General features: G+C 41.6%; 22 protein-coding genes. 21 read left to right on the top strand and 1 reads right to left on the bottom strand.

The genetic code is table 11. The features are described from left to right. The first annotated feature begins 65 nt into the window (after window positions 1–65). The 21 genes from dapA to HMPREF2893_RS02100 all read left to right on the top strand — a co-directional run bounded on the left by dapA (window position 66) and on the right by HMPREF2893_RS02100 (window position 23,070). A complete protein-coding gene (gene dapA, locus HMPREF2893_RS02200) occupies window positions 66–1,001 on the top strand; it encodes a 4-hydroxy-tetrahydrodipicolinate synthase (RefSeq protein ID WP_070673960.1) in 936 nt (311 codons plus the stop codon). A 177-nt stretch (window positions 1,002–1,178) separates the two neighbouring features. Further along, window positions 1,179–1,517 (top strand): ATP cone domain-containing protein, encoded by a 339-nt coding sequence (locus tag HMPREF2893_RS02195; protein ID WP_003001449.1) that lies wholly within the window; start codon window positions 1,179–1,181, stop codon window positions 1,515–1,517. Between the two features lie 113 nt (window positions 1,518–1,630). Then, a complete protein-coding gene (gene ylqF, locus HMPREF2893_RS02190) occupies window positions 1,631–2,482 on the top strand; it encodes a ribosome biogenesis GTPase YlqF (RefSeq protein WP_070673959.1) in 852 nt (283 codons plus the stop codon). Continuing rightward, entirely contained in the window at window positions 2,469–3,236 is a 768-nt protein-coding gene (locus tag HMPREF2893_RS02185) for a ribonuclease HII (protein ID WP_070673958.1), read from the top strand. The genes ylqF and HMPREF2893_RS02185 overlap by 14 nt, the downstream gene beginning before the upstream one ends. A gap of 3 nt (window positions 3,237–3,239) precedes the next feature. Then, window positions 3,240–4,169 carry an ROK family protein gene (locus tag HMPREF2893_RS02180; RefSeq protein ID WP_070673957.1) on the top strand — a complete coding sequence of 310 codons (930 nt, stop codon included), beginning with the start codon at window positions 3,240–3,242 and terminating at the stop codon, window positions 4,167–4,169. 60 nt (window positions 4,170–4,229) lie between these two features. Continuing rightward, window positions 4,230–5,078 (top strand): DNA-processing protein DprA, encoded by an 849-nt coding sequence (gene dprA, locus HMPREF2893_RS02175; RefSeq protein ID WP_070673956.1) that lies wholly within the window; start codon window positions 4,230–4,232, stop codon window positions 5,076–5,078. Between the two features lie 86 nt (window positions 5,079–5,164). After that, on the top strand, window positions 5,165–7,246 hold the full coding sequence (gene topA, locus HMPREF2893_RS02170; protein WP_070673955.1) for a type I DNA topoisomerase: 2,082 nt from the start codon (window positions 5,165–5,167) through the stop codon (window positions 7,244–7,246). Between the two features lie 106 nt (window positions 7,247–7,352). Further along, a complete protein-coding gene (locus HMPREF2893_RS02165; protein WP_070673954.1) occupies window positions 7,353–8,030 on the top strand; it encodes a SatD family protein in 678 nt (225 codons plus the stop codon). Beyond that, window positions 8,014–8,718 carry a DUF3307 domain-containing protein gene (locus HMPREF2893_RS02160; protein ID WP_070673953.1) on the top strand — a complete coding sequence of 235 codons (705 nt, stop codon included), beginning with the start codon at window positions 8,014–8,016 and terminating at the stop codon, window positions 8,716–8,718. Before HMPREF2893_RS02165 ends, HMPREF2893_RS02160 begins: the two co-directional genes overlap by 17 nt. A gap of 154 nt (window positions 8,719–8,872) precedes the next feature. Then, a complete protein-coding gene (trmFO, locus tag HMPREF2893_RS02155) occupies window positions 8,873–10,207 on the top strand; it encodes a methylenetetrahydrofolate--tRNA-(uracil(54)-C(5))-methyltransferase (FADH(2)-oxidizing) TrmFO (RefSeq protein WP_024055751.1) in 1,335 nt (444 codons plus the stop codon). A gap of 93 nt (window positions 10,208–10,300) precedes the next feature. Continuing rightward, window positions 10,301–11,128, top strand: a complete 828-nt coding sequence (locus tag HMPREF2893_RS02150) for an alpha/beta hydrolase (RefSeq protein WP_070588980.1) — start codon at window positions 10,301–10,303, stop codon at window positions 11,126–11,128. 39 nt (window positions 11,129–11,167) lie between these two features. Then, window positions 11,168–11,908, top strand: coding sequence for an esterase family protein (locus HMPREF2893_RS02145; RefSeq protein WP_003010966.1), 741 nt, complete (start codon window positions 11,168–11,170; stop codon window positions 11,906–11,908). A gap of 21 nt (window positions 11,909–11,929) precedes the next feature. Beyond that, window positions 11,930–13,096 (top strand): ATP-grasp domain-containing protein, encoded by a 1,167-nt coding sequence (locus tag HMPREF2893_RS02140; RefSeq protein WP_070673952.1) that lies wholly within the window; start codon window positions 11,930–11,932, stop codon window positions 13,094–13,096. Between the two features lie 219 nt (window positions 13,097–13,315). Continuing rightward, window positions 13,316–14,284: a thiamine pyrophosphate-dependent dehydrogenase E1 component subunit alpha gene (locus tag HMPREF2893_RS02135; protein ID WP_003014979.1), complete on the top strand. Its 969-nt coding sequence runs from the start codon at window positions 13,316–13,318 to the stop codon at window positions 14,282–14,284. 16 nt (window positions 14,285–14,300) lie between these two features. Further along, a complete protein-coding gene (locus HMPREF2893_RS02130) occupies window positions 14,301–15,293 on the top strand; it encodes an alpha-ketoacid dehydrogenase subunit beta (protein WP_070673951.1) in 993 nt (330 codons plus the stop codon). A 220-nt stretch (window positions 15,294–15,513) separates the two neighbouring features. Further along, window positions 15,514–16,557, top strand: a complete 1,044-nt coding sequence (locus HMPREF2893_RS02125) for a dihydrolipoamide acetyltransferase (protein WP_070673950.1) — start codon at window positions 15,514–15,516, stop codon at window positions 16,555–16,557. A gap of 39 nt (window positions 16,558–16,596) precedes the next feature. Beyond that, window positions 16,597–18,303, top strand: a complete 1,707-nt coding sequence (lpdA, locus tag HMPREF2893_RS02120) for a dihydrolipoyl dehydrogenase (protein WP_070673949.1) — start codon at window positions 16,597–16,599, stop codon at window positions 18,301–18,303. 68 nt (window positions 18,304–18,371) lie between these two features. Then, entirely contained in the window at window positions 18,372–19,361 is a 990-nt protein-coding gene (locus HMPREF2893_RS02115) for a lipoate--protein ligase (RefSeq protein WP_070673948.1), read from the top strand. Between the two features lie 219 nt (window positions 19,362–19,580). After that, window positions 19,581–21,590, top strand: a complete 2,010-nt coding sequence (locus HMPREF2893_RS02110; protein WP_070673947.1) for a DUF1430 domain-containing protein — start codon at window positions 19,581–19,583, stop codon at window positions 21,588–21,590. Between the two features lies 1 nt (window position 21,591). Next, window positions 21,592–22,218 carry a putative bacteriocin export ABC transporter gene (locus tag HMPREF2893_RS02105; RefSeq protein ID WP_070673946.1) on the top strand — a complete coding sequence of 209 codons (627 nt, stop codon included), beginning with the start codon at window positions 21,592–21,594 and terminating at the stop codon, window positions 22,216–22,218. 210 nt (window positions 22,219–22,428) lie between these two features. Beyond that, window positions 22,429–23,070 (top strand): hypothetical protein, encoded by a 642-nt coding sequence (locus HMPREF2893_RS02100; RefSeq protein ID WP_070673945.1) that lies wholly within the window; start codon window positions 22,429–22,431, stop codon window positions 23,068–23,070. Between the two features lie 87 nt (window positions 23,071–23,157). On the opposite strand, the gene xerS is transcribed toward HMPREF2893_RS02100, so the two are convergent. Further along, the gene (gene xerS, locus HMPREF2893_RS02095; RefSeq protein ID WP_070673944.1) at window positions 23,158–24,228 is read right to left on the bottom strand and encodes a tyrosine recombinase XerS; all 1,071 of its coding nucleotides are present in this window, start codon (window positions 24,226–24,228) and stop codon (window positions 23,158–23,160) included. Between the last annotated feature and the right edge of the window lie 48 nt (window positions 24,229–24,276).

Raw genomic sequence — 24,276 nt, 5'->3', positions numbered from 1 at the left:
GAACAGATCATGAGGCAAAGGCAAGCAGACCCCAGCCTCTTTCTTATATAGAGAAAGGTTTTTCTATGTCTTATAATGATTTAAAAGATTGTAAAATCATCACCGCATTTATCACCCCCTTCCATGAAGATGGAACCATTAATTTTGATGCTCTTCCTGCCTTGATCGAGCACCTCTTGGCACATCATACAGATGGGATTCTCTTAGCTGGAACGACTGCAGAAAGTCCAACTCTGACCCACGATGAGGAATTGCAACTCTTTGCGGCCGTTCAAAAGATTGTCAATGGTAGAGTTCCTTTGATCGCTGGTGTCGGAACCAATGAAACCCGCGACTCGATTGAGTTCGTTAAAGAAGTGGATGCTTTTGGTGGCTTTGCAGCAGGATTGGCTATCGTCCCATACTACAACAAACCATCCCAAGAAGGCATGTATCAACACTTTAAAGCGATTGCAGATGCATCCAATCTTCCGATTATTATCTACAATATTCCAGGGCGCGTGGTTGTGGAAATGACGCCTGAAACCATGCTTCGTTTGGCAGAACACCCAAATATCATTGGGGTCAAAGAGTGTACAACTCTTGCTAATATGGCCTATTTGATTGAACACAAGCCAGAAGAATTTCTCGTCTATACAGGGGAAGATGGAGATGCTTTCCATGCGATGAACCTTGGGGCTGATGGAGTGATCTCAGTGGCTTCTCATACAAATGGAGATGAAATGCATGAGATGTTCCAAGCGATTGAACACAACGATATTAAAAAGGCTGCGGCTATCCAACGTCAATTTATCCCTAAAGTCAATGCTCTCTTCTCATATCCGAGTCCAGCTCCTGTCAAAGCTGTCTTAAACTATATGGGCTTTGACGCAGGGCCAACTCGTTTGCCATTGGTGCCAGCACCGGCAGAAGAAGCGAAACGTATCATCAAGGTTGTAGTAGATGGGGATTACCATGCTACTAAAGAGATCATTACGGGAGTTTTAAGACCAGATTACTAATATTTTATTGTAGAAAATATGTTTGAATAAAAATAACTTAACTTCCCAATCAATGAATCTATTTTTTGAAAGACCTTTGATTCTTTGTAAAAAAATTATATAATAAAGTAGTAGGTCTTCATTTCTTTCTAAGGGAAATGGAGTATTCATGAAAATTTAAACATAAAGGAGACTCCGATGGAAGTCATTAAACGTAGTGGAGAAGTTGTTGAATTCAACCCAGATAAAATTTACCAAGCTATTTTGAAAGCTGCGCAAGTTGTCTATGTTTTGACAGATGATTTGCGACAAAACCTAGCTCAAGTGACCAAGAAAGTTGCTATGGATTTGGATGAAGCTCAAGTAGAACGCGCAACCATCAGTATGATCCAATCATTAGTGGAACAACGCTTGCTGGGAGCAGGTTATATTACCATTGCAGAACACTACATTTCTTATCGCTTGCAACGTGATTTGGAACGGAGTGGCTATGGTGATCATATCGCCGTGCATTTGCATTTTGAGCAAATTCGCTAGAATATAAAAAAGAAGTTACCTAGGTAGCTTCTTTTTTAGTATTTTTATTAATCACAGTGATTTTAGAAAACATGGTATAATAGAAGAGATTGAACTGGAAAGGAATGGAGAACATGGCAACTATTCAATGGTTTCCTGGACACATGTCCAAAGCTAGAAGACAAGTACAAGAAAATTTAAAATTTGTGGATTTTGTGACGGTTCTGGTAGATGCTCGTTTGCCCCTATCAAGCCAAAATCCTATGTTAACCAAAATTGTTGGTGATAAGCCTAAATTAATGATTTTGAACAAGGTAGACCTGGCAGATCCTGTTGCAACAAAAGAATGGCAGGAGTATTTTGAGGCACAAGGGATCAAAACCTTGGCTATTAACTCCAAAGAGCAGTCAACAGTCAAAAAAGTAACAGATGCTGCTAAGAGCTTGATGGCTGATAAAATTGCTCGTCAAAAGGAACGGGGAATTCAGATTGAAACCCTTCGGACCATGATCATCGGGATTCCTAATGCTGGGAAATCAACTTTGATGAACCGCTTAGCAGGGAAAAAGATTGCTGTCGTTGGAAATAAACCAGGGGTGACCAAGGGACAACAATGGTTGAAAACCAATAAAGACCTTGAAATTTTGGATACCCCAGGGATTCTCTGGCCTAAGTTTGAAGATGAAGAAGTGGCTTTAAAGCTTGCCTTAACAGGAGCGATAAAGGATCAGTTGCTTCCAATGGATGAAGTGACCATCTTTGGCCTTAACTATTTCAAAGAGCACTATCCAGCTGTTTTGCAGGAACGTTTTAAACAAATGGATCTGGAACAAGAAGCTCCTGAAATCATTATGGATATGACCCAGAAATTAGGATTTCGCGAAGATTACGATCGTTTTTACCAACTCTTTGTCAAAGATGTTCGCGATGGGAAATTGGGACGGTATACGTTGGATCGCGTAGGGGAAATTGATGGCAACCATTAAGGAAATTAAAGAACAATTAGCAAACATCCAGAGGTTAGATGACCCTTTATTGGCTGAATTGGAAAAGGATGATCGATCTGGTGTGATCCAAGCGATCGCAAAGCGAAAAAGAGAAATCCAAAAACGGATAAATGAAGATGAGCGCTTGGAAGGAATGCTGGCCTATGAAAAAGAATGCTATGCGCGTGGGATGGAGCTCATTGCAGGAGTGGATGAAGTGGGACGTGGCCCATTAGCGGGACCAGTTGTTGCAGCTGCCGTGATCTTGCCGAAAGCTTGTAAGATTCCAGGACTCAACGATAGTAAAAAGATTCCAAAATCCAAACACAAGGAAATCTATGAGGCTGTGCTCCAAAATGCCATTGCGATCGGAATCGGCGTCAAGGACAATCAAGTGATTGATCAGGTTAATATCTATGAAGCTACGAAGCTAGCCATGATGGAGGCCATTGGTCAGCTAGATCCTCAACCCCAGCATCTTTTGATTGATGCCATGAAGTTGGATCTTCCTATTTCCCAAACTAGTATCATCAAAGGGGATGCTAACTCCTTATCCATTGCTGCAGCATCCATCGTAGCCAAGGTGACTCGGGATCAGATGATGGAAGAGTTTGATCGAAAATATCCTGGCTATGATTTTGCGCAGAACGCTGGCTATGGGACGGCAAACCATCTGGCTGGCCTCGACCAACTGGGAGTGACGCCTATCCATCGGCGTTCATTTGAACCCGTCAAATCAATGTGTGAGGATTAGGTCATGCTATTTACCATCGATATCGGAGGAACCTTTATAAAGTATGGTCTGATGGATGCGGACTATCAATTAGTTCATACAGAGAAGATCCCAACACCATCTACGATTGAGGAGTTTTGGCAAGGATTAGAAGAAATCATTGCTCCAGTACGGGAAGAAATCGAGGGGATCGCCATTTCATGCCCTGGTGAGATCCAAAAGAGCCTTGGCTTTGTCTTTCGAGGTGGTCTCATTCCATATTTGCGAGGCATTCCTCTAGCTAGTAGATTGCAACAAACATTTCAAGTGTTAGTCACTGTTCTCAATGATGGAGAAGCCGCTGGTCTAGCGGAAGCAAGGCTTGGCAATCTAAAAGATTGTCCATGTGGTGCAACCTTGGTCCTAGGGACAGGAGTTGGCCTTGCTCTTCTTTCTAATGGTGACCTATTGAGAGGATGGCAACTGACAGAATACATTCGGTCTATTGATAAGGCAGAAAGAACACCAGAAAATTGCCGCTTTCATCGCGAACTCTTTTTGCAAGGCATCTCCAATCTTTTGGAAAACACAGGTTCAGCTGTTCAATTTGTTGAGAAAGCTAGTCACATCTTAAAGTTAGAAAAGGCAGATGGTATAGCTGTTTTCAAAGCTCTTGATCAAGAGGGCAACGAGGAGCTGACATCCTTGTTTCAGGAGTATTGTCATGATATTGCTATTCTGATTTTTAATCTTCAATCTTTGCTCTTGCTTGAAAAGGTGACGATTGGAGGGGGCATTAGTGGTCAACCACTACTGATCGATGAGATCAGTCGACAATACCATGACCTGCTCTCTCAAAAAGGGTATAAACAATTTGAGGCCTTGCCCATTCAAGCGGCTCGCTTCCACAATGAAAGCAACTTGATTGGTGCTGCATCTTACTTTTATTCTTCGACACATCAAAAAAAGTTCTAGAAATAGAGCTTTTTTCTTTTCTTTTTCGAATAAATAAGTGAGAGGAAGTAGAAGGTGACCATGGAGAAATTTGAAATCTTTAAATTAAAAGAAGCCGGTTTATCAAATGAGCAAGTCTTGAGAGTTTTGGTCTACTGTAGAAAAGACCAAGCCTTACCAAGCTTAGAAGAGATAGCAAAAATCGCTCGCTGTCGCAGTATCATCCATTTTGTAGACAAATACCGGCAACTGGATGAAGACCATTTACACAAGGAGTTTGAACGGTTCCCATCTCTATCCATTTTTGATCCTGAATACCCTGAGGAATTGCTACAGATCTACAATCCTCCTGTACTCCTTTTTTACCAAGGGGATTTGCAACTGTTAACCAGACCGAAGATTGCAGTCGTTGGAGCTCGTGAGACGACGCGAGAAGGGGTTCGTTCTGTAGAGAAGATTATTAAGGAACTTGGGAATGAACTGGTCATCGTCAGTGGGCTTGCAAAGGGGATTGATGCGACAGCTCATTATGCCAGTATCCGAAATGGTGGCAAGACCATCGGAGTGATAGGAACGGGGCTGGATGTTTTTTATCCCAAGAGTAACCAAAGACTACAGATGCACATGGGCGAGCATCATCTTGTCTTGAGCGAATATGGCCCAGGTCAAGGGCCGCTGAAGTTTCATTTTCCTGAGAGAAATCGCATCATTGCGGGAATCTGTCAGGCTGTGATTGTGGTAGAGGCACGACTTCGTTCAGGTAGTTTGATTACTTGTGAGCGTGCCATGGAGGAAGGACGCGATGTTTTTGCGATCCCAGGAAATATTTTAGATGGAAAATCTGCAGGTTGCCATCACCTGATTCAAGAAGGCGCAAAGCTTGTCACATCAGGCCAGGACATTCTTGATGAATTGAAATACGAATTGTGATTTTCCTATAGGAGAAGTTCCTAGTTGACATCTTTCTTAAAATGTATTAAACTCAATGAGATTTATACAATACAGAGGGATAAAACGTGGTAACAAAAAAGAAAAGCAGTACAACCAAGAAAAATTTGGTGATTGTGGAGTCTCCTGCTAAGGCGAAAACAATCGAGAAATACCTTGGTCGTAACTATAAAGTCATGGCCAGTGTTGGTCATATTCGGGACCTGAAAAAATCAACCATGTCAATTGACTTCGACAATAACTATGAACCGGAATATATCAATATTCGCGGAAAAGGTCCCTTGATTAATGATTTGAAAAAAGAAGCTAAAAAAGCCAAACAAGTCTTTCTCGCAAGTGACCCGGACCGAGAAGGAGAAGCTATTTCTTGGCATTTGGCTCATATTTTGAACTTGGATGCTAAGGAAAAGAACCGTGTGGTCTTTAATGAAATCACTAAGGATGCAGTTAAAAATGCCTTTAAAGAACCGCGTCAAATCGATATGGATTTGGTTGATGCCCAACAAGCACGTCGGGTCTTGGACCGGATTGTAGGGTATTCGATTTCACCTATTCTTTGGAAAAAGGTTAAAAAAGGACTTTCTGCAGGGCGCGTGCAATCAGTTGCCCTCAAATTAATCATTGATCGTGAAAATGAGATTAATGATTTCAAGCCGGAAGAATACTGGACCATTGATGGTGTCTTTAAAAAAGGGACCAAGCAATTCCAAGCCAGCTTCTATGGGATTGATGGCAAGAAGATGAAGCTCAACACCAATGAAGAGGTGAAAGCTGTTCTTGAACGCTTAGATGGCAAAGATTTTACCGTTGAAAAGGTGGAAAAGAAAGAACGTCGTCGGAATGCGCCACTTCCATACACCACCTCTTCTATGCAGATGGATGCTGCCAATAAGATCAACTTCCGTACACGTAAGACCATGATGGTCGCCCAGCAGTTGTATGAAGGAATCAATATTGGCTCTGGTGTTCAAGGTTTGATTACTTATATGCGTACCGATTCCACACGGATCAGTCCAGTTGCGCAAAATGAGGCAGCGAACTTTATCGTGGATCGCTTCGGTGAGAAATATTCCAAGCATGGAAGCCGAGTGAAGAATGCTTCTGGTGCCCAAGATGCCCACGAAGCGATTCGTCCATCCAGCGTCTTCAATACTCCTGAGAGCATTGCTAAATACTTAGACAAAGACCAATTAAAACTCTACACCTTAATTTGGAACCGCTTTGTAGCTAGTCAAATGACAGCAGCTGTCTTTGATACCATGAATGTCCGTTTAGGTCAAAATGGGGTTCAGTATACGGCAAATGGGAGCCAGGTGAAGTTTGATGGTTATTTGGCTATTTATAACGACTCAGATAAGAACAAGATGTTGCCGGATATGGTAGAAGGCGATAGCGTTAAGCAAGTCAATAGCAAGCCTGAGCAACACTTTACCCAACCACCTGCTCGATATTCTGAAGCAACTTTGATTAAGACCTTGGAAGAAAATGGGGTTGGTCGCCCTTCAACCTATGCTCCGACGATTGAGACCATTCAAAAACGCTATTATGTGAAGCTGGTAGCCAAACGCTTTGAACCAACGGAATTAGGGGAGATCGTTAATAAACTGATTGTTGAATTTTTCCCAGATATTGTCAATGTGACCTTCACAGCGGAGATGGAAGGGAAACTCGATGATGTCGAACTCGGAAAAGAAGAGTGGCAAAAAGTCATTGATGCCTTCTACAAACCATTCTCTAAAGAAGTCGCGAAGGCTGAAGAAGAGATGGAAAAAATCCAAATCAAAGACGAACCAGCTGGTTTTGATTGTGAAGTCTGTGGCAGCCCGATGGTGATTAAATTAGGACGTTTTGGTAAGTTCTATGCTTGTAGTAATTTCCCAGATTGTCGCCATACCCAAGCGATTGTCAAAGAAATCGGGGTGGAATGTCCAAACTGTCATCAGGGACAAATCATCGAGCGTAAAACCAAACGAAATCGTATTTTCTATGGCTGTAATCGCTATCCAGACTGTGAATTCACTTCTTGGGACAAGCCAATCGGCCGTGACTGTCCAAAATGTGGTCATTACTTAGTTGAGAAGAAAGTCCGTGGCGGTGGCAAACAAGTCGTTTGTAGCAATGGGGACTACGAAGAAGAAAAAGTGAAATAATCTTTTAAATGATTTAATGTCTATTATAACGGCAATTTTTATAAATGTCTGTTATAATAGACATTTTTGTTTTTTTTCGTTATAATAGACACAAGGAGGTGGGCTTATGTATCTTGCTTTGATTGCAGATGTCATTGATTCCAAAATGGTTCAAGAACGTTTTGACCTGCAAAAACAGTTAGAAAATACGCTTCAAAAGATCAATGAGCTTTTTAAAGACTGCCTAGCATCGGCTTTTACCTTAACTTTGGGTGATGAGTTTCAAGCACTTTTGAAAGTGGATGCTCCAGTTTTTCAAATCATCGATACCTTACGTTCAGAACTAACCCCTACACAACTTCGTTTTGGTATTGGCCTCGGGGAGATTGTAACGGATATCGATCCCCTGCAAAGTATCGGTGCAGATGGACCAGCCTATTGGAATGCGCGTGCAGCTATTAATCTGGTTCATCAGAAAAATGACTATGGCAATACACAGATTTATTTTTCAAGCGGGAAGGAAAACCAAGACTTTTTTGTAAACTCCCTCATCGCTTCTGGAGAAGCCATTCGTTCAGGTTGGCGGGATAGTCAGGAGGAGATCTTGCTCAATCTTCTAAAGAGATCCGTATATAGCGAGTCCTTTAGTCAGCAGGATTTGGCTCAATCACTAGCTATCAACCCAAGTGCTCTCTCTAAACGGTTGAAGAGTAGCAGTGTCCGTGTTTATTTACGGGGGAGAGCAGCTGCCCTGGCTAGTATACAAAGCACAGTGAAAGGAGAGAAAGATGAGCGGATTGTCTAGTATCGTAGTGAATCCATACTTGATTCTCTTGTTGATTTGTCATTTACTATCAGATTATTATTTTCAAAGCCAAAAGATGGCGGATCGTAAGGATCAGGATAAGAAGGTGCTAGGGCTTCACATTCTATATGTAGCTCTGCCTCTGATTGTGGTTTCCCTCTGTCATCTGGACTTGTGGTGGATTTGCTTGGTCATTTTACTAACTCATGCTGGAATAGATTTCTTAAAACCGATCGTGCAGAAGCAATTGAAATTACCAAAAGCATGGACTTTTGCCTTGGATCAAGTCTTGCATATTGGCATCTTGACGTGTCTAGTCCTTTTAGGAGCGAATAATGGTTCGACCTATCTGCCTCTGGACACTTTAAATCTAATCTTTTATGTCCTCCTAGTTGGGAAACCGAGCAATATTGCCTTTAAAATTCTGTTTGCCAAGTATCAACCCACCAGCAAGAAGAAAATGGATACGATCACTGGGGCTGGTTCCATGATTGGCTTTTTAGAGCGTTTGGTGATTGGTGCCTGTCTGGTCTATGGGCAATTTGCTTCTATCGGCCTAGTATTTACAGTCAAATCCATCGCCCGCTATAATAAAATTTCGGAGAATCCAGCCTTTGCGGAGTATTACTTGATCGGGTCCTTGTTCAGTATCCTATCTGCCCTCTTAGGAGCTTGGTTGTGTTTATAAGAAAATAATTAGTTAAAGTCTAGACAGGAAGGAAAAGCCTCCCTGTCTTTTTACTTGGCTTTTTGGTATAATGGACCAAGTAGAAAATTAGAAAGATTTGTGGGTGTCTAACAGTTCAGTGAGGTGTTTTGATACCCAAAGAGGTATTAGTGTCATGTCTCAATCTTATATCAATGTGATCGGCGCGGGCCTTGCAGGCTCAGAAGCAGCTTACCAGATTGCCCAACAGGGAATTCCGGTCAAGCTTTATGAAATGCGGGGAGTCAAATCTACTCCGCAACATAAAACAGACAACTTTGCTGAGCTAGTTTGTTCCAACTCTCTTCGTGGGGATTCTCTCACCAATGCTGTCGGGCTCCTCAAAGAAGAAATGCGCCGTCTGGGTTCTGTCATCCTTGAAGCAGCGGAAGCGACTCGTGTACCAGCCGGTGGAGCACTTGCTGTGGACCGAGAAGGTTTTGCTAGTCGAGTGACGGAGAAGGTGTCCCAACACCCGCTCATTGAAGTCATTCGCGATGAAATTACGGAATTGCCGACAGATGCCATCACAGTGGTCGCAACAGGGCCTCTAACCAGCGATGCCTTGGCGGAAAAGATCCATGCCCTTAATGGTGGCGATGGTTTCTATTTCTATGATGCAGCAGCTCCTATTATCGATGTCAATACTGTCGATATGAACAAGGTTTACCTCAAGTCTCGTTATGACAAGGGAGAAGCGGCCTATCTCAACTGCCCAATGACCAAACAAGAATTTATGGATTTTCACGAGGCCTTGGTCAATGCAGAAGAAGCCCCGCTCAACTCTTTTGAAAAAGAAAAGTATTTCGAAGGTTGTATGCCAATTGAAGTCATGGCTAAACGAGGCGTTAAAACCATGCTCTATGGTCCTATGAAGCCAGTTGGACTCGAGTATCCGGATGATTACAAAGGACCTCGTGATGGGGAGTTTAAGACGCCTTACGCAGTCGTTCAGCTTCGCCAAGACAATGCGGCGGCTAGCCTCTACAATATCGTTGGCTTCCAAACTCACCTTAAATGGGGTGAGCAAAAGCGGGTCTTCCAAATGATCCCTGGTTTAGAAAATGCGGAGTTCGTTCGTTACGGCGTCATGCACCGCAATTCTTACATGGACTCGCCAAATCTCCTCGAGCAAACCTACCGTTCTAAGAAACAACCAAACCTCTTCTTTGCAGGGCAAATGACAGGGGTAGAAGGCTATGTCGAGTCGGCAGCTTCAGGATTAGTTGCCGGGATTAATGCAGCTCGTCTCTTTAAAGGTGAAGAAGCAGCTGTGTTCCCTGAAACAACAGCTATCGGAAGTCTGGCTCACTATATCACCCATGCCGACAGCAAGCACTTCCAACCCATGAATGTCAACTTTGGAATTATCAAGGAGCTAGAAGGACCACGTATTCGAGATAAGAAAGAACGCTATGAAAAAATTGCCGAACGTTCTTTAGAAGATTTGGCCCAATTTATGGAAAAATAGTATATGAAGTGAAAAAGTTTGGAGAAAATCCAGACTTTTTCTTCTAAAAATGGTATAATGAATAAAATTTAGAATATAGAGAGTTTTCTGACAATGAACAAATCCTATTTTTATTTAGATATGAAGACACACGAGTTGAAAGTGCCTTATACCGGAAAACTCCGTCGTGTGAGAGTCTTATTACCTAAGAATTATGAAACAGATACCGATCGACGCTATCCTGTTGTCTATTTTCATGATGGCCAGAATGTTCTCTATAGCAAGGAAGCTTTTGCAGGTCATTCCTGGAAGGTGATTCCAGCCATTAAGCGGAATCCTGATATTAGCCGAATGATTGTCGTTGCGATTGATAACGACGGTTTCCAACGTATGAACGAATATTCTGCATGGAAGTACAAGGAGTCCAATATTCCCGGAATGCAATTTGGTGGCAAGGGCGTTGAGTACGGAGAGTTCGTTATGGAAGTGGTCAAACCTTTCATTGACCAAGAATACCGGACTCTTGCTGACAGAGAACATACGGCCATGATTGGATCTTCCTTGGGTGGGAATATTACCCAATTTTTGGGTTTAGAGTACCAAGATCAAATCGGTTGTCTGGGAGTCTTCTCCTCCGCTAACTGGTTGCACCAAGATGCCTTCAATCATTATATTGAACGTAAAAAATTATACTCAGACCAACGGATATACATTTATGTGGGGACTGAAGAGGCGGATGATACGGATAAAACTTTGATGGCAGGAAACATCAAGCAAGCCTATATCGATTCATCCCTTCGTTACTATCACGACGTCATTCAACAAGGGGGGGCTTTGGAAAATATTGCCATTCGGATTCAATCTGGGGCTATTCACCACGAAGAAGCATGGGCCGAACATTTACCAGAATGCCTTCGCTTTTTGGCAGAAAAATGGGATTAATAGACTGTAAATTGAAGAAATAAAGGAAAGAGGGAACTTATGAATATTGAACATTTAAGCCACTGGAGTGGCCAACTCAACCGTGAAATGTATCTGAACCGCTATGGACATGCAGGAATTCCTGTTGTGGTCTTTGCCTCCTCAGGTGGCAGCCATAACGAGTACTATGACTTTGGTATGATTGATGCTTGTGCTCAATTTATCGAAGAAGGACGGGTTCAATTCTTTACCCTTTCGAGTGTGGATAGTGATAGCTGGCTTTGTAATTGGAAGAATCCTCACGATCGAGCAGAAATGCACCGAGCTTATGAACGCTATGTGATTGAAGAAGCCATTCCTTTTATCAAACACAAAACAGGCTGGTTTGATCCGATGATGACAACTGGTTGCTCTATGGGAGCCTACCACGCGCTCAACTTCTTCTTGCAACATCCAGATGTCTTTAACAAAGTGATTGCCTTGAGTGGTGTCTATGACGCTCGTTTCTTTGTTGGTGACTTTGGAGGCGATGAAGCAATTTACCAAAACTCGCCATCTGATTATATTTGGAACCAAAACGATGGCTGGTTTATCGATCGTTACCGTCAGGCTGAAATCGTTGTTTGTACTGGTTTAGGGGCTTGGGAACAAGATGGACTTCCATCTTTCTACAAACTGAAAGAAGCCTTTGATCACAAAAATATTCCTGCATGGTTCGCTGAATGGGGGCATGATGTCGCCCACGATTGGGAATGGTGGCGCAAACAAATGCCATATTTCCTAGGCCAAATGTATCTATAAGTAAAAAGGGAGGAGACCTCAATGAATTATATCGTTATTTCACCATATTACCCACAAAACTTCCAACAATTTACAATCGAGTTGGCTAATAAAGGGATCACTGTCTTGGGAATTGGTCAAGAGCCATATGAACAGTTAGATGAGTCTTTGCGCAACAGCTTAACAGAATATTTCCGTGTTGAAAATTTGGAAAATCTGGATGAAGTGAAGCGTGCGGTAGCCTTTCTCTTTTACAAACATGGTCCAATCGACCGTATCGAATCCCACAATGAATACTGGTTGGAATTGGATGCGGCGCTTCGGGAGCAATTCAATGTCTTCGGGGCTAAGCCAAAAGATCTGAAGAAAACCAAGTTCAAATCCGAAATGAAGAAACTCTTCAAGAAGGCTGGAGTCCCAGTCGTTCCGGGTGCTGTGGTTAAAACAGAAAAAGACATTGATAAGGCCGTGAAGAAGATTGGGTTACCATTGATTGCTAAGCCTGACAATGGGGTAGGAGCAGCAGCAACCTTCAAGATCGAAACGCCAGAAGATGTGGACCATTTCAAGGCAGAATGGGATGGCAATACTGAGTATTTCTTTGAGAAATTCGTCACTTCTAGTGAGATTTGTACCTTTGATGGTCTAGTGGATCGTGACGGCAACATTGTTTTTTCAACTACATTTGACTATGCTTATACGCCACTCGATTTGATGCTCTACAAGATGGACAACTCTTATTATGTTCTTAAAGAGATGGATCCAAAATTGCGTCAATACGGGGAAGCGATTGTCAAAGCCTTTGGTATGAAGGAACGTTTCTTCCACATTGAGTTCTTCCGCGATGGGGATGAATATATTGCGATCGAGTACAATAATCGCCCTGCAGGTGGCTTTACCATCGACGTCTACAACTACGCTCACTCGATTGATTTGTACCGTGGCTATGCTGCCATCGTAGCAGGGGAACCCTTCCCGGCTTCTGAGTTTGAACCCCTTTATTGCTTGGCAACTTCTCGTCGTGCCAATGCAGCCTATGCTCTGTCAGAAGAAGAAGTTTTGGCTAAATACCATGATCAATTCCGTGTCAAGAAAGATATGCCTGCAGCCTTTGCTGAGCTTCAAGGTGATTACCTTTACATGTTAACAACGCCTAGTCGTGAAGTATTAGAACAAATGATTCATGACTTTGGTCAACGCCAATCATAAGATAACGACCGGTAGGATAGGATCCTATCGGTTTTTTATATTTTAATGCAATCTCATGAAAGAAAAGTTTGTGAAATAGTTTATTTTAAGTTGAAAATGCTTATAAAACCTTCCTCCAAGGTATATAGTTTGTGAAATCATTTGAGCATTATTTTTGACAGTGCTTTCATTTTTGGCTAGAATGAAAGAGAATGAATAAATGCTAAGAAAGGCGAAATGATGGCAACATTAGATAAAAGTCTCTTATTGGAAATGTTCCGTAAAATGGAAGAAATCCGTCGCATGGACTTAAAAATTGCACAGTTAGTAAAAAAAGGGAAAGTGCCAGGAATGACGCACTTTTCTGTTGGGGAAGAAGCGGCTAACGTTGGAGCGATGTTGGCTTTAAACGACGATGATTTGCTGACATCTAACCACCGTGGACACGGACAAGCCATTGCTAAAGGAATCGATTTAAATGGCATGATGGCTGAAATCCTTGGTAAGTATACGGGTACTTGTAAAGGGAAGGGTGGCTCCATGCATATCGCTGACCTCGATGCTGGTAACCTTGGTGCTAACGGGATCGTTGGTGGTGGTATGGGAATTGCAGTAGGTGCTGCCCTTACTCAACAAATGAAAAAGACTGGTAAGATTGTCGTCTGCTTCTTTGGCGATGGTGCAACCAATGAAGGTGTCTTCCACGAAGCGGTGAATATGGCTTCTATTTGGAATCTTCCAGTAATTTTCTACTGTATCAATAACGGTTATGGAATCTCTGCTGACATCAAGAAAATGACCAATATCCAGCATATCCACGAACGTAGTGCTGCATATGGCATTCCTGGTATGTTTATTCCTGATGGGAACAACGTTATCGATGTCTATGAAGGATTCCAAAAAGCTGTTGAACACGTCCGCTCTGGTAAAGGACCTGTCTTGATTGAAAGTGTCACTTATCGTTGGCTCGGTCACTCTTCATCTGACCCTGGTAAATACCGGACCCGTGAAGAAGTAGAAGAATGGAAGAAGAAAGATCCAATCGAAAACCTTCGCAAGTATCTCCTTGAAAATGAGATTGCGAGCGCAGAAGAATTGGATCAGATCCAAGAAGAAGTAAAAGAAGCAGTTGAAGCTTCAGTGAAATTTGCGGAAGAAAGCCCATTCCCTCCACTCGAATCAGCTTTCGAAGATATTTACGCAGACTAAGGGGGAGTAGAGAATTATGGTAACTAAATTAATGTCTTTCCGCGATACCATTATCCTTGCTATGTCTGAGGAAATGCGTCGCGACGAAAATGTATTGTTGATGGGAGAAGATGTCGGAGTTTTCGGTGGAGACTTCGGAACTTCAGTAGGAATGCTTGAGGAATTCGGTCCAGAACGTGTCCGTGACTGTCCGATTTCTGAGGCTGCGATTTCAGGTGCAGCAGCAGGTGCAGCCATGACCGGACTTCGCCCAATCGTTGATATGACCTTCATGGATTTCTCAGTGATTGCCATGGATGCTATTGTCAACCAAGCTGCTAAGACTCGCTACATGTTTGGTGGTAAAGGTCAAGTGCCGATGACCATTCGCTGTGCTGCTGGTAATGGAGTTGGATCTGCAGCTCAACACTCCCAATCTTTGGAATCATGGTTTACTCATATTCCTGGTTTGAAAGTTGTTGCTCCTGGTACGCCAGCGGATATGAAGGGACTGCTTAAGTCTTCTATTCGCGACAACAACCCCGTTATCATTCTCGAATATAAATCAGAATTCAACCAAAAAGGGGAAGTGCCAGTTGATCCAGACTACACGATTCCACTTGGTGTCGGAGAAATCAAACGCGAAGGAACTGATGTCACTGTCGTAACCTACGGAAAAATGCTCCGTCGTGTGATGCAAGCAGCTGAAGAATTGGCAGAAGAAGGCATCTCAGTAGAAGTAGTAGATCCACGGACCTTGGTCCCACTCGATAAAGAGATCATCATTAATTCTGTCAAGAAGACAGGAAAAGTAGTCCTTGTCAATGATGCCCACAAAACAAGTGGCTATATTGGTGAAATTTCAGCTATTATTTCTGAATCAGAAGCATTTGATTACTTGGATGCACCAATCCGCCGTTGTGCGGGGGAAGATGTGCCAATGCCTTACGCACAAAACCTTGAAAATGCAATGATTCCAACAGTTGAAAGCATCAAAGATGCTATTCGTAAAACATATAACAAAGAATAATACATAACATAAATTATGTAATATCATTTGAATTAGACGAGGAAACTTTGTATCTTTTTAGGTACAAAGTTCTCTGCGTCCTTAATATCTTAGATTAGAGCACGGGCTAAAAGCTCGGAAAAAAGATAAATCTCCTTGACTTCATCGAAGTCTGCCTTGATTTCCTATTTTTCAGTCGCTTTTAAACGCCCTTTGCATCATAAATAGAATAGGAGAGGTCATGGCTGATGATAAGCTAAGAGCGACTCCTGCGGCTAGAAAATTAGCGGATGATCTTGGGATCAACCTCTATGATGTTTCTGGTTCAGGCGCAAACGGTCGTGTCCACAAAGAAGACGTGGAAACATATAAAGACACAAATGTGGTTCGCATTTCACCACTTGCAAAACGAATTGCTTTAGAACACAATATTGCTTGGCAAGAGATTCAAGGAACGGGTCATCGTGGTAAGATCATGAAGAAGGACGTCCTTGCTTTCCTTCCTGAAAATATTGAGAACGAGACCATTAAGTCACCTTCTCAAATTGAGAAAGTCGAAGAAGTTCCTGATAATGTGACACCTTATGGTGAGATCGAGCGGATTCCGATGACACCAATGCGTAAGGTGATTGCTCAACGGATGGTGGAATCTTACTTGACAGCACCAACCTTTACATTGAACTATGACGTTGATATGTCTCAAATGTTGGCCCTTCGTAAGAAGGTTTTGGATCCAATCATGGAAGCTACTGGCAAGAAAGTCACTGTAACAGATTTGCTTTCTTTAGCAGTGGTTAAGACCTTGATGAAACACCCCTACATCAATGCATCATTGACGGAAGATGGCAAAACCATCATTACTCATAACTATGTCAACTTAGCGATGGCAGTTGGGATGGACAATGGACTGATGACACCGGTTGTCTATAACGCAGAAAAAATGACTTTGTCAGAGTTGGTCGTAGCCTTCAAGGACGTTATCGGACGTACCTTGGATGGTAAGCTTGCGCCTAGTGAATTGCAAAACTCAACCTTTACCATCAGTAACTTAGGAATGTTTGGCGTTCAATCATTTGGACCGATTATCAACCAACCAAACTCTGCCATCCTTGGCGTTAGTGCAACGGTTGAAAAACCAGTTGTTGTGAATGGTGAAATTGTCATTCGTCCAATCATGAGCTTGGGCTTGACCATTGACCACCGCGTTGTCGATGGGATGGCTGGTGCCAAATTCATGAAAGACTTGAAAGCCTTGATTGAAGACCCGATTTCAATGTTGGTCTAATCAACGAGAGAATAGAAACAAGAAAAAGAGGGAAATAAAATGGCCTTAGAAGTAATTATGCCAAAAGCCGGCGTAGATATGACCGAAGGACAAATCGTTCAGTGGAATAAAAAAGTCGGCGAATTTGTAAAAGAAGGAGAAGTGCTCCTTGAAATCATGACAGACAAAGTCAGCATGGAGTTGGAAGCGGAAGAAGACGGTTACTTGATCGCTATCCTGAAAGGGGATGGAGAAACTGTTCCTGTAACAGAAGTAATCGGTTATCTTGGTGAAGAAGGGGAAAACATCCCAACCGCTGGAGGAGCTGCACCAGAAGCAAGTCCAGCACCAGCTGCAACAAGTGCTTCAAACGATGACAATAAGAGCGATGATGCTTATGATATCGTAGTGATCGGTGGGGGTCCTGCTGGTTACGTATCTGCTATTAAAGCAGCTCAATTAGGTGGTAAGGTTGCTCTCGTTGAGAAATCTGAACTTGGTGGAACGTGCTTGAACCGCGGATGTATCCCAACTAAGACTTACCTCCACAACGCTGAAATTATCGAAAATATCGGACATGCAGCCAACCGTGGTATTATCATTGAAAATCCAAGTTTCTCAGTAGATATGGATAAACTTTTAGAAACTAAATCTAAAGTTGTTAATACCCTTGTTGGTGGTGTTGCGGGTCTTCTTCGCAGCTACGGAGTGGATGTTCATAAAGGTATCGGTACTATCACCAAAGATAAGAATGTCTTGGTAAATGGTTCTGAATTGCTTGAAACCAAGAAGATCATCCTTGCTGGTGGTTCAAAAGTCAGCAAGATTAACGTTCCAGGTATGGAATCATCCCTTGTCATGACGAGTGACGATATTCTTGAAATGAATGAAGTACCTGAAAGCCTCGTGATCATCGGTGGCGGGGTTGTCGGGATCGAACTTGGTCAAGCCTTCATGACCTTCGGTTCAAAAGTTACGGTTATTGAAATGATGGACCGCATCGTTCCAGCTATGGATGCGGAAGTATCTAAGAACCTTCGCTTGATTCTTGAACGTAAAGGTATGACAATCTTGACCGATACGAAATTGCAAGAAATCATTGAAGAAGATGACAAACTCCGTATCAAGGTTGAAGGAAAAGATGATATCATCGCAAACAAAGCCCTTCTTTCAATCGGTCGTGTTCCAGATCTTGAAGGAATCGGTGAAGTTGAGTTTGAATTGGATCGTGGACGGATCAAGGTTAATGAATACATGGAAACGTCTGTTCCAGGTATCTATGCGCCAGGTGATATCAACGGTACTAAGATGTTGGCTCACGCTGCCTTCAGAATGGGTGAAGTTGCGGCTGAAAATGCTCTTAAGGGAAATCATGCTGTTGCCAAATTGAACTTGACTCCTGCAGCCATCTACACCCTTCCAGAAGTTGCGGCTGTTGGTTTGACCGAAGAACAAGCTCGTGAGAAATACGATGTTCAAATCGGTAAATTTAACTTTGCGGCGAACGGACGTGCGATTGCATCAGATGCAGCTCAAGGTTTTGTTAAGGTTATTGCAGACAAGAAATACGGTGAAGTTCTTGGGGTTCATATCATTGGTCCAGCAGCTGCTGAATTGATCAACGAAGCTTCTACCATCATTGAGATGGAAATCACTGTAGAAGAAATGCTCAAGACCATTCATGGTCACCCAACCTTCTCAGAAGTGATGTACGAAGCCTTTGCGGATGTACTCGGCTTGGCGGTTCACTCACCTAAGAAGAAATAGTATTTGAAATGATAGAATGGCTGGACAGCAAATGCTGGACCAGTCTCTATCGTATATAAAGGAATCTTATGAAATACATTATTAATTATTCAAATGATACTGCTTTTAATATTGCTTTAGAAGAGTATGCCTTTAAGCATCTATTGGATGAGGATCAAATCTTCCTTCTCTGGATTAACAAACCATCCATTATCGTTGGTCGCCACCAAAATACTATCGAAGAAATCAACCGTGACTACGTTCGGGATCATGGGATTGAAGTGGTTCGTCGGATCAGTGGTGGTGGGGCTGTTTATCACGATTTGAACAACCTTAACTACACCATCATTTCAAAAGAAGATGAAAACAAGGCCTTTGACTTTAAGAGCTTTTCAACTCCCGTGATCAACACCTTAGCTCAGCTTGGAGTGAAGGCTGAATTCACGGGTCGTAACGACTTAGAGATTGATGGCAAGAAATTCTGTGGAAATGCCCAAGCTTATATCAATGGTCGGATCATGCACCATGGTTGCCTTCTCTTTGACGTTGATTTGTCAGTCCTTGCTAATGCTCTCAAGGTATCTAAAGACAAGTTTGAGTCCAAAGGGGTTAAATCAGTCCGTGCTCGTGTGACCAATATCATCGATGAGTTGCCAGAAAAAATCACGGTTGAAGAGTTCCGTGACCTACTTTTGGACTACATGAAGAAAGAATACCCTGAAATGACGGAGTACGTCTTCTCAGATGAAGAATTGGCTGAAATCAATCGTATCAAGGAAACCAAGTTCGGTACTTGGGATTGGAACTATGGGAAGTCTCCTGAATACAATGTACGTCGTGGCACTAAATTCCCTAGCGGTAAGGTTGAAATCTTCGCCAACGTCATTGAATCAAAAATCCAAGACATCAAGATCTACGGTGACTTCTTTGGTATTGAAGATGTTGCAGCAGTAGAAGAGGTTCTTCGTGGCGTTAAATACGAACGTGAAGACGTCCTCGAAGCCCTTCAAACCATTAACCTAGGTCGTTACTTCGCAGGAATCACTGCAGAGGAAATTGCTGAAGCAGTGGTGGAATAAAGTCGTAAGAGATTCGCAGGAGCGGGTCTCTTTTTTGAAACTAGTTTCACATAGAAATTATTGTTTTACTAAGGATTTTGTAGTATAGTAAAGGTGGAAAAATGTATTCGTTTACAAAAATATAAATATGATTTTTTAATACTCAGTAACCACTAAACAACGAAATTAATTGACTAGCTAGGTATTACTTTCCTTTTCTGCTTTAGAAAGTGTGATGATATGAAACGTGTCTTTATTATTTTATCAAACCTTTTCATCTCTAGCTTTTTGATTTGGATTGCCTTTATTTCTCCAAATACGCTTATCCACCGCAGTCTTCCGGTAGTAGGTGTGGTAAGACAAGATAAGAGCGTCACATATGAAGAGTTATCTTCCAGTTTAGACCGCTTGGCAAGGGAAAATCATAGTATAATTGCCCGTCAGATACAAAGAACAGACTCTAAGGGGCAGGTTGTTTTCACCTATGAAATCTACGGAGAGGGAAAACTTCCTCTTGGGATTAAAAGAGAGAAGAAAGAACTGGCTGCCAAAGAAAGCCTGCTAACGAATTATTATGTATTAACAGGTGAATTGGAAACTGAAAAGCTGGATCAAACTCTTCATACTCTTGGTTTCTCACAAACTTTTATTGAGAAACCGAATCTTCTGCTGACCTTTATTGCCTTTTTTGGCTCAGGTTCACAATCACTTGCCTTAGTCATTTTTATCATTAGTTTTAGCTCTTTTACGATTATTCAAAAAACACAAGAAATGAGAAGTGCTGGGATTCGATATATTTCAGGAATGAGACGCTTGCAACTTTTCGGACATTCTCTAAAAGATGATAGTATAGAGTTGCTTTTGGGATGTATTGGCGCAAGTATAATGGGTGCTGTTCTGATTTATTGCTTAAAATTGACACCTTTTTCCTATTCCATCGTCATTTTCAGTAGTATTATTTACAATGGGATTTTACTAATTTTGTCTGTTTTCTTATCCTTCCTCTTTGCATATAGTATTCAAACGATTCATTTAGTCCCCCTTTTAAAAGGGAAGGTTCCATTGAAGCGCATATTGGTTTTCCTCTTTATTTGTCAATTTCTCGCTGTGGCATTAATTGGCCTTGCGATTCATCGAATCAGTATTTATGGATCCGTCTGGCAAACTTACCAAGAGGGAAGTGAGGCTTGGTTAAAACAGACGAATTGGGTCCAAATTAGTACAAGTCGGGAGTATTTTTCACAGAAAACAAACAAAGAGACGCAAATTGAGAACAGAGCAAAATGGTCTAAGCTCATCGAGTCTGGCATTGAAAATGGTGGTCTTTTAGCTTATCATCACCTCGTATTTTTTAGTCCAAAAGGAGTTATGACGGATCCTAGTACAGGTAAAGAGTTTTCAATCACAGATTACGATCCTCTTGCACGAACTCTCTATGTAACTCCAAATTACCTCGAAATCCAAGGTGTTCCAGTTTCTCCTGAAGAAAAAGATCACTTAAATCACTTACAAGCAGGGGAATTTGGTCTGTTACTTCCGGAAAAATTAAAAGGTCGAGAAGAGGAGATGATCAAACGATATGAAGATTATCTATCTCCTCGAGATGATCAAGGAAATATCACCTTATCAATGAAGGCGCAGGTAACGTATATTCCGAATCATCAAAAACGCTTTATCTACAACAACACACCAATCAGCTATAAGCAATTCTTTACAGATCCTGTTTTAGTGGTTATACAACCTGAAAGTTTTGGAGGCTATGAGAATCCATATTTCACCCACCTAGATTCCTACCTTTATTTTAATGGGCTTCAGAATAGTAAGAAGCTAGTCGCTGAGTATGATCTTGAAAAAAGTGTTAGTCAGTACGACTATGCAGTGGACGTTTACCAGCAAATGGCCCAATCCATACAAATAGAAAATCTCATGGCGATTGCAGGTGGAGTCTTTGGTATAGCAACCTCTGTTCTTCTTTTTAACACTATGAATTTCCTATATTTTGAAGAGTTTAGAAAACAAATCTTCTTGAAGAAGATTGCAGGGCTGGGATTTGTAAACATTCACCAAATGATTTTGCTCTCAGAAAGTAGCCTCTTGCTATTAGGAAGCCTATTGGTATTCCTTCTCACTCAAGAATGGTGGATTGCTCTTGTTACTCTCTTGCTATTTATTACTAATGCTTGGTTCATTCTCCTATACCGGTCTCATAAAGAAGACCACTTGTTAGCCACTGTATTGAAAGGAGCCTAATATGATTAGCGTAGAACATTTAACCAAATCATTTGGCCAACGAACGGTCTTTCAAGATTTGAGTTTGCAATTTACAGAAGGTAAGGTCTATGCTCTGATCGGAAATAGTGGGTGTGGTAAAACAACCTTGCTCAATATCTTGGCGAAGATAGAGCCTTATGAAAAAGGGAGTATAAGCTATAAAGGGCAAGAACTGAAACAAATCAAACAGCATCACTTCTTTAAGCGTGAATTAGGTTATCTCTTCCAAAACTTTGGACTACTTGAAAACGAGACGATCGGTAAAAATTTAGATTTGGGATTGATTGGGCAAAAATTAACGAAAAAAGAGAAGAAGCAGCAAGAGGAAGAAGTGCTCAAAAAAGTAGGATTGGCTTACCTTGCTCTGGATCAAAAGATTTATGAATTATCGGGGGGAGAGGCGCAACGTGTCGCATTAGCTAAAGTTATTTTAAAAGATCCACCTTTAATTTTGGCAGATGAACTAACTGCAGCACTGGATCCAGAAACCTCACAAGAGGTGATGGACTTGCTCTTAATGTTAAAGAATCAAGAGCGTATAATCATTATTGCAACCCATAATCCAGTAATTTGGGAAAAAGCTGACGAAGTGATAAAACTCAACTAGTCCATGGCTGAAGAATGGTAGGATCTTCTAGATTATCTTTTATAGCTATTCAGGAGGTAGAGGCTGATGAAGAAAACAGATCATGTCAAACAAAAATTTTTAAGATTTTTCATCAAAAGTTAGTTCATGACACGGCCTCTTTTCTTGATATTCAAAAATAATGAGAGTAGAATATAGAGGAAATCTGAACAAAAAAGGGGATCATATTCGATGATGAAAGTTCCAGTGGAAAATCTTGGTCTATTTGAACAGTTAGATCGTATAGTCGTTGCTTTTTTTAGAAAGCAACAATCTTCAAGTCCTTACGATTTGAATGTCAGTATTACACAAGAACACCTTGACCAGAAAAAGCAGGAGCTAGAACCATTAGGCTATCAAGCTATCCAACTACCATTGGGAATGGCTTTAGATAACGTCATCCAGCAACCTCATTATGAAAACTTAATCATTGGAGGTCTTGCTCCTGAGGAAATAATCGTTAGCAAAGAAGAATTAATGCATTTGAAAGATATCGTGGACAGCTTTTGTATTATGTACGCTGCAGCGAATAACAGATTGGAAAATAGTAAAGCTTATGAATTAATGAAAGATAAGACGGTTTATTTTATTGGTAAACTATTTACAGATTTTCCGAAGGCCGGTGATGAAATTGCTTATTTAGGGATTGATCGAATAGCGAGCGATGGTACGCCATATGAAGCTGTTAAATGCTTTTTAACAGAAGAGAGTGCAGAGAAGCACAATGGTGAAAAAAGACCGGTCACCCCTGCAAATCTGGCCTATCTAAAATCATTTTGGGGAAAACCAGTCATTATTGAGCCACACCGTAATTATTGGATCGAATTTTTATAGAAAGTATAAAAGAGCGTAAGATTCCATAAAAAATCTTACGCTCTTTTTCTATTAGAATGCTTTTTACATAATTTACGTTATGTAATTTTATAAACTATCCAAGGCATTTTTCTGCTCATCATTAACGATATGCGTATACAAGTCTGTAACTTGTGTACTAGCATGTCCCAGCTGATGGCTGACCAAAACCTGTGATTTGGTTGCATCATAGAGACGAGTTGCTAATGTATGGCGTAGTTTATGGGGCGTCACTCGGACTTTGAAATCTTCTGAATACTTGGCGACCATCTTTTCAACACTAGAAGCATCAATTCGGTTTGGAACACCTCGATACAAGGTCAGAAAGAGAGCTGTATCAGTCTTTTCTGTCTTGTAACGTTTGTCTCGAATAGCGAGATATTGTTCTAGATAAGGCTTAGCAAAGGCAGCAACATTAACAGAGTCTCGTTTTCCACCTTTTCGAGTGACGTCAATCACCATTATCTTAAGATTGAGGTCACGAAGGTCTAGGTTAACGGCTTCAGAGAGACGGACACCAGAGGCGAGAAGGAGTGCGATAATGGCTAAATCTCGCTCTTTATTCTTATTAAAAGAGGATAAGGCGCGGTTTGAGAGTGTTTGCGGGTACTCCTGGTCGATATAGTTAAGGAAACCTTCTGTTTCATCCCCTAAAAAGAGTTTTTGCTTGATATTTTCAGCTCGAGCCGCCAAGGTTTCTTTCTTTTTCTTGGTAGCAACCTTCTTCATAACATTTCGATAGAAATAAGGTTCACCTTGCTCGTTTTCAACCTCCTCAGTCAAATACTTATAAAGACTAGATAATGCAGAAAGGGTACGGTTAATGGTTGTTTGGGAAACCCCGTTTTTTGTCGTATTGGCATTGAGCAGAGGACGTTCACGTAAGTAAAGAATAAAGGATTCCATGTCTTTCTTGGTCATGTGCTCCAGAACGTCTAAGGGAATCTCGGCCATGGTGTCAGCATCCGATATACCAGATTCCAAGACCCAGGTGAAAAATCGATCATATTCCTTTAAGTATTCGTACAAGGTTGTAAAACTGTAGGGAACGGCCAATTTCGATTGGTAATATTCCAATACGTACCAGGGCATGACTTGTTTGAGTTTATCAATCCGTTCTAATAAGATCTCGCGTTTCATGTTTTTTCTCCAAATCTTTCTATACTAGTAGTATAGCATAGCCAGATA

Source organism: Streptococcus sp. HMSC072C09 (assembly GCF_001813105.1).
Lineage (GTDB): Bacteria > Bacillota > Bacilli > Lactobacillales > Streptococcaceae > Streptococcus.
The sequence above is the reverse complement of the archived record's forward strand: the minus strand, read 5'-3'. Positions and strand labels throughout refer to the sequence as shown.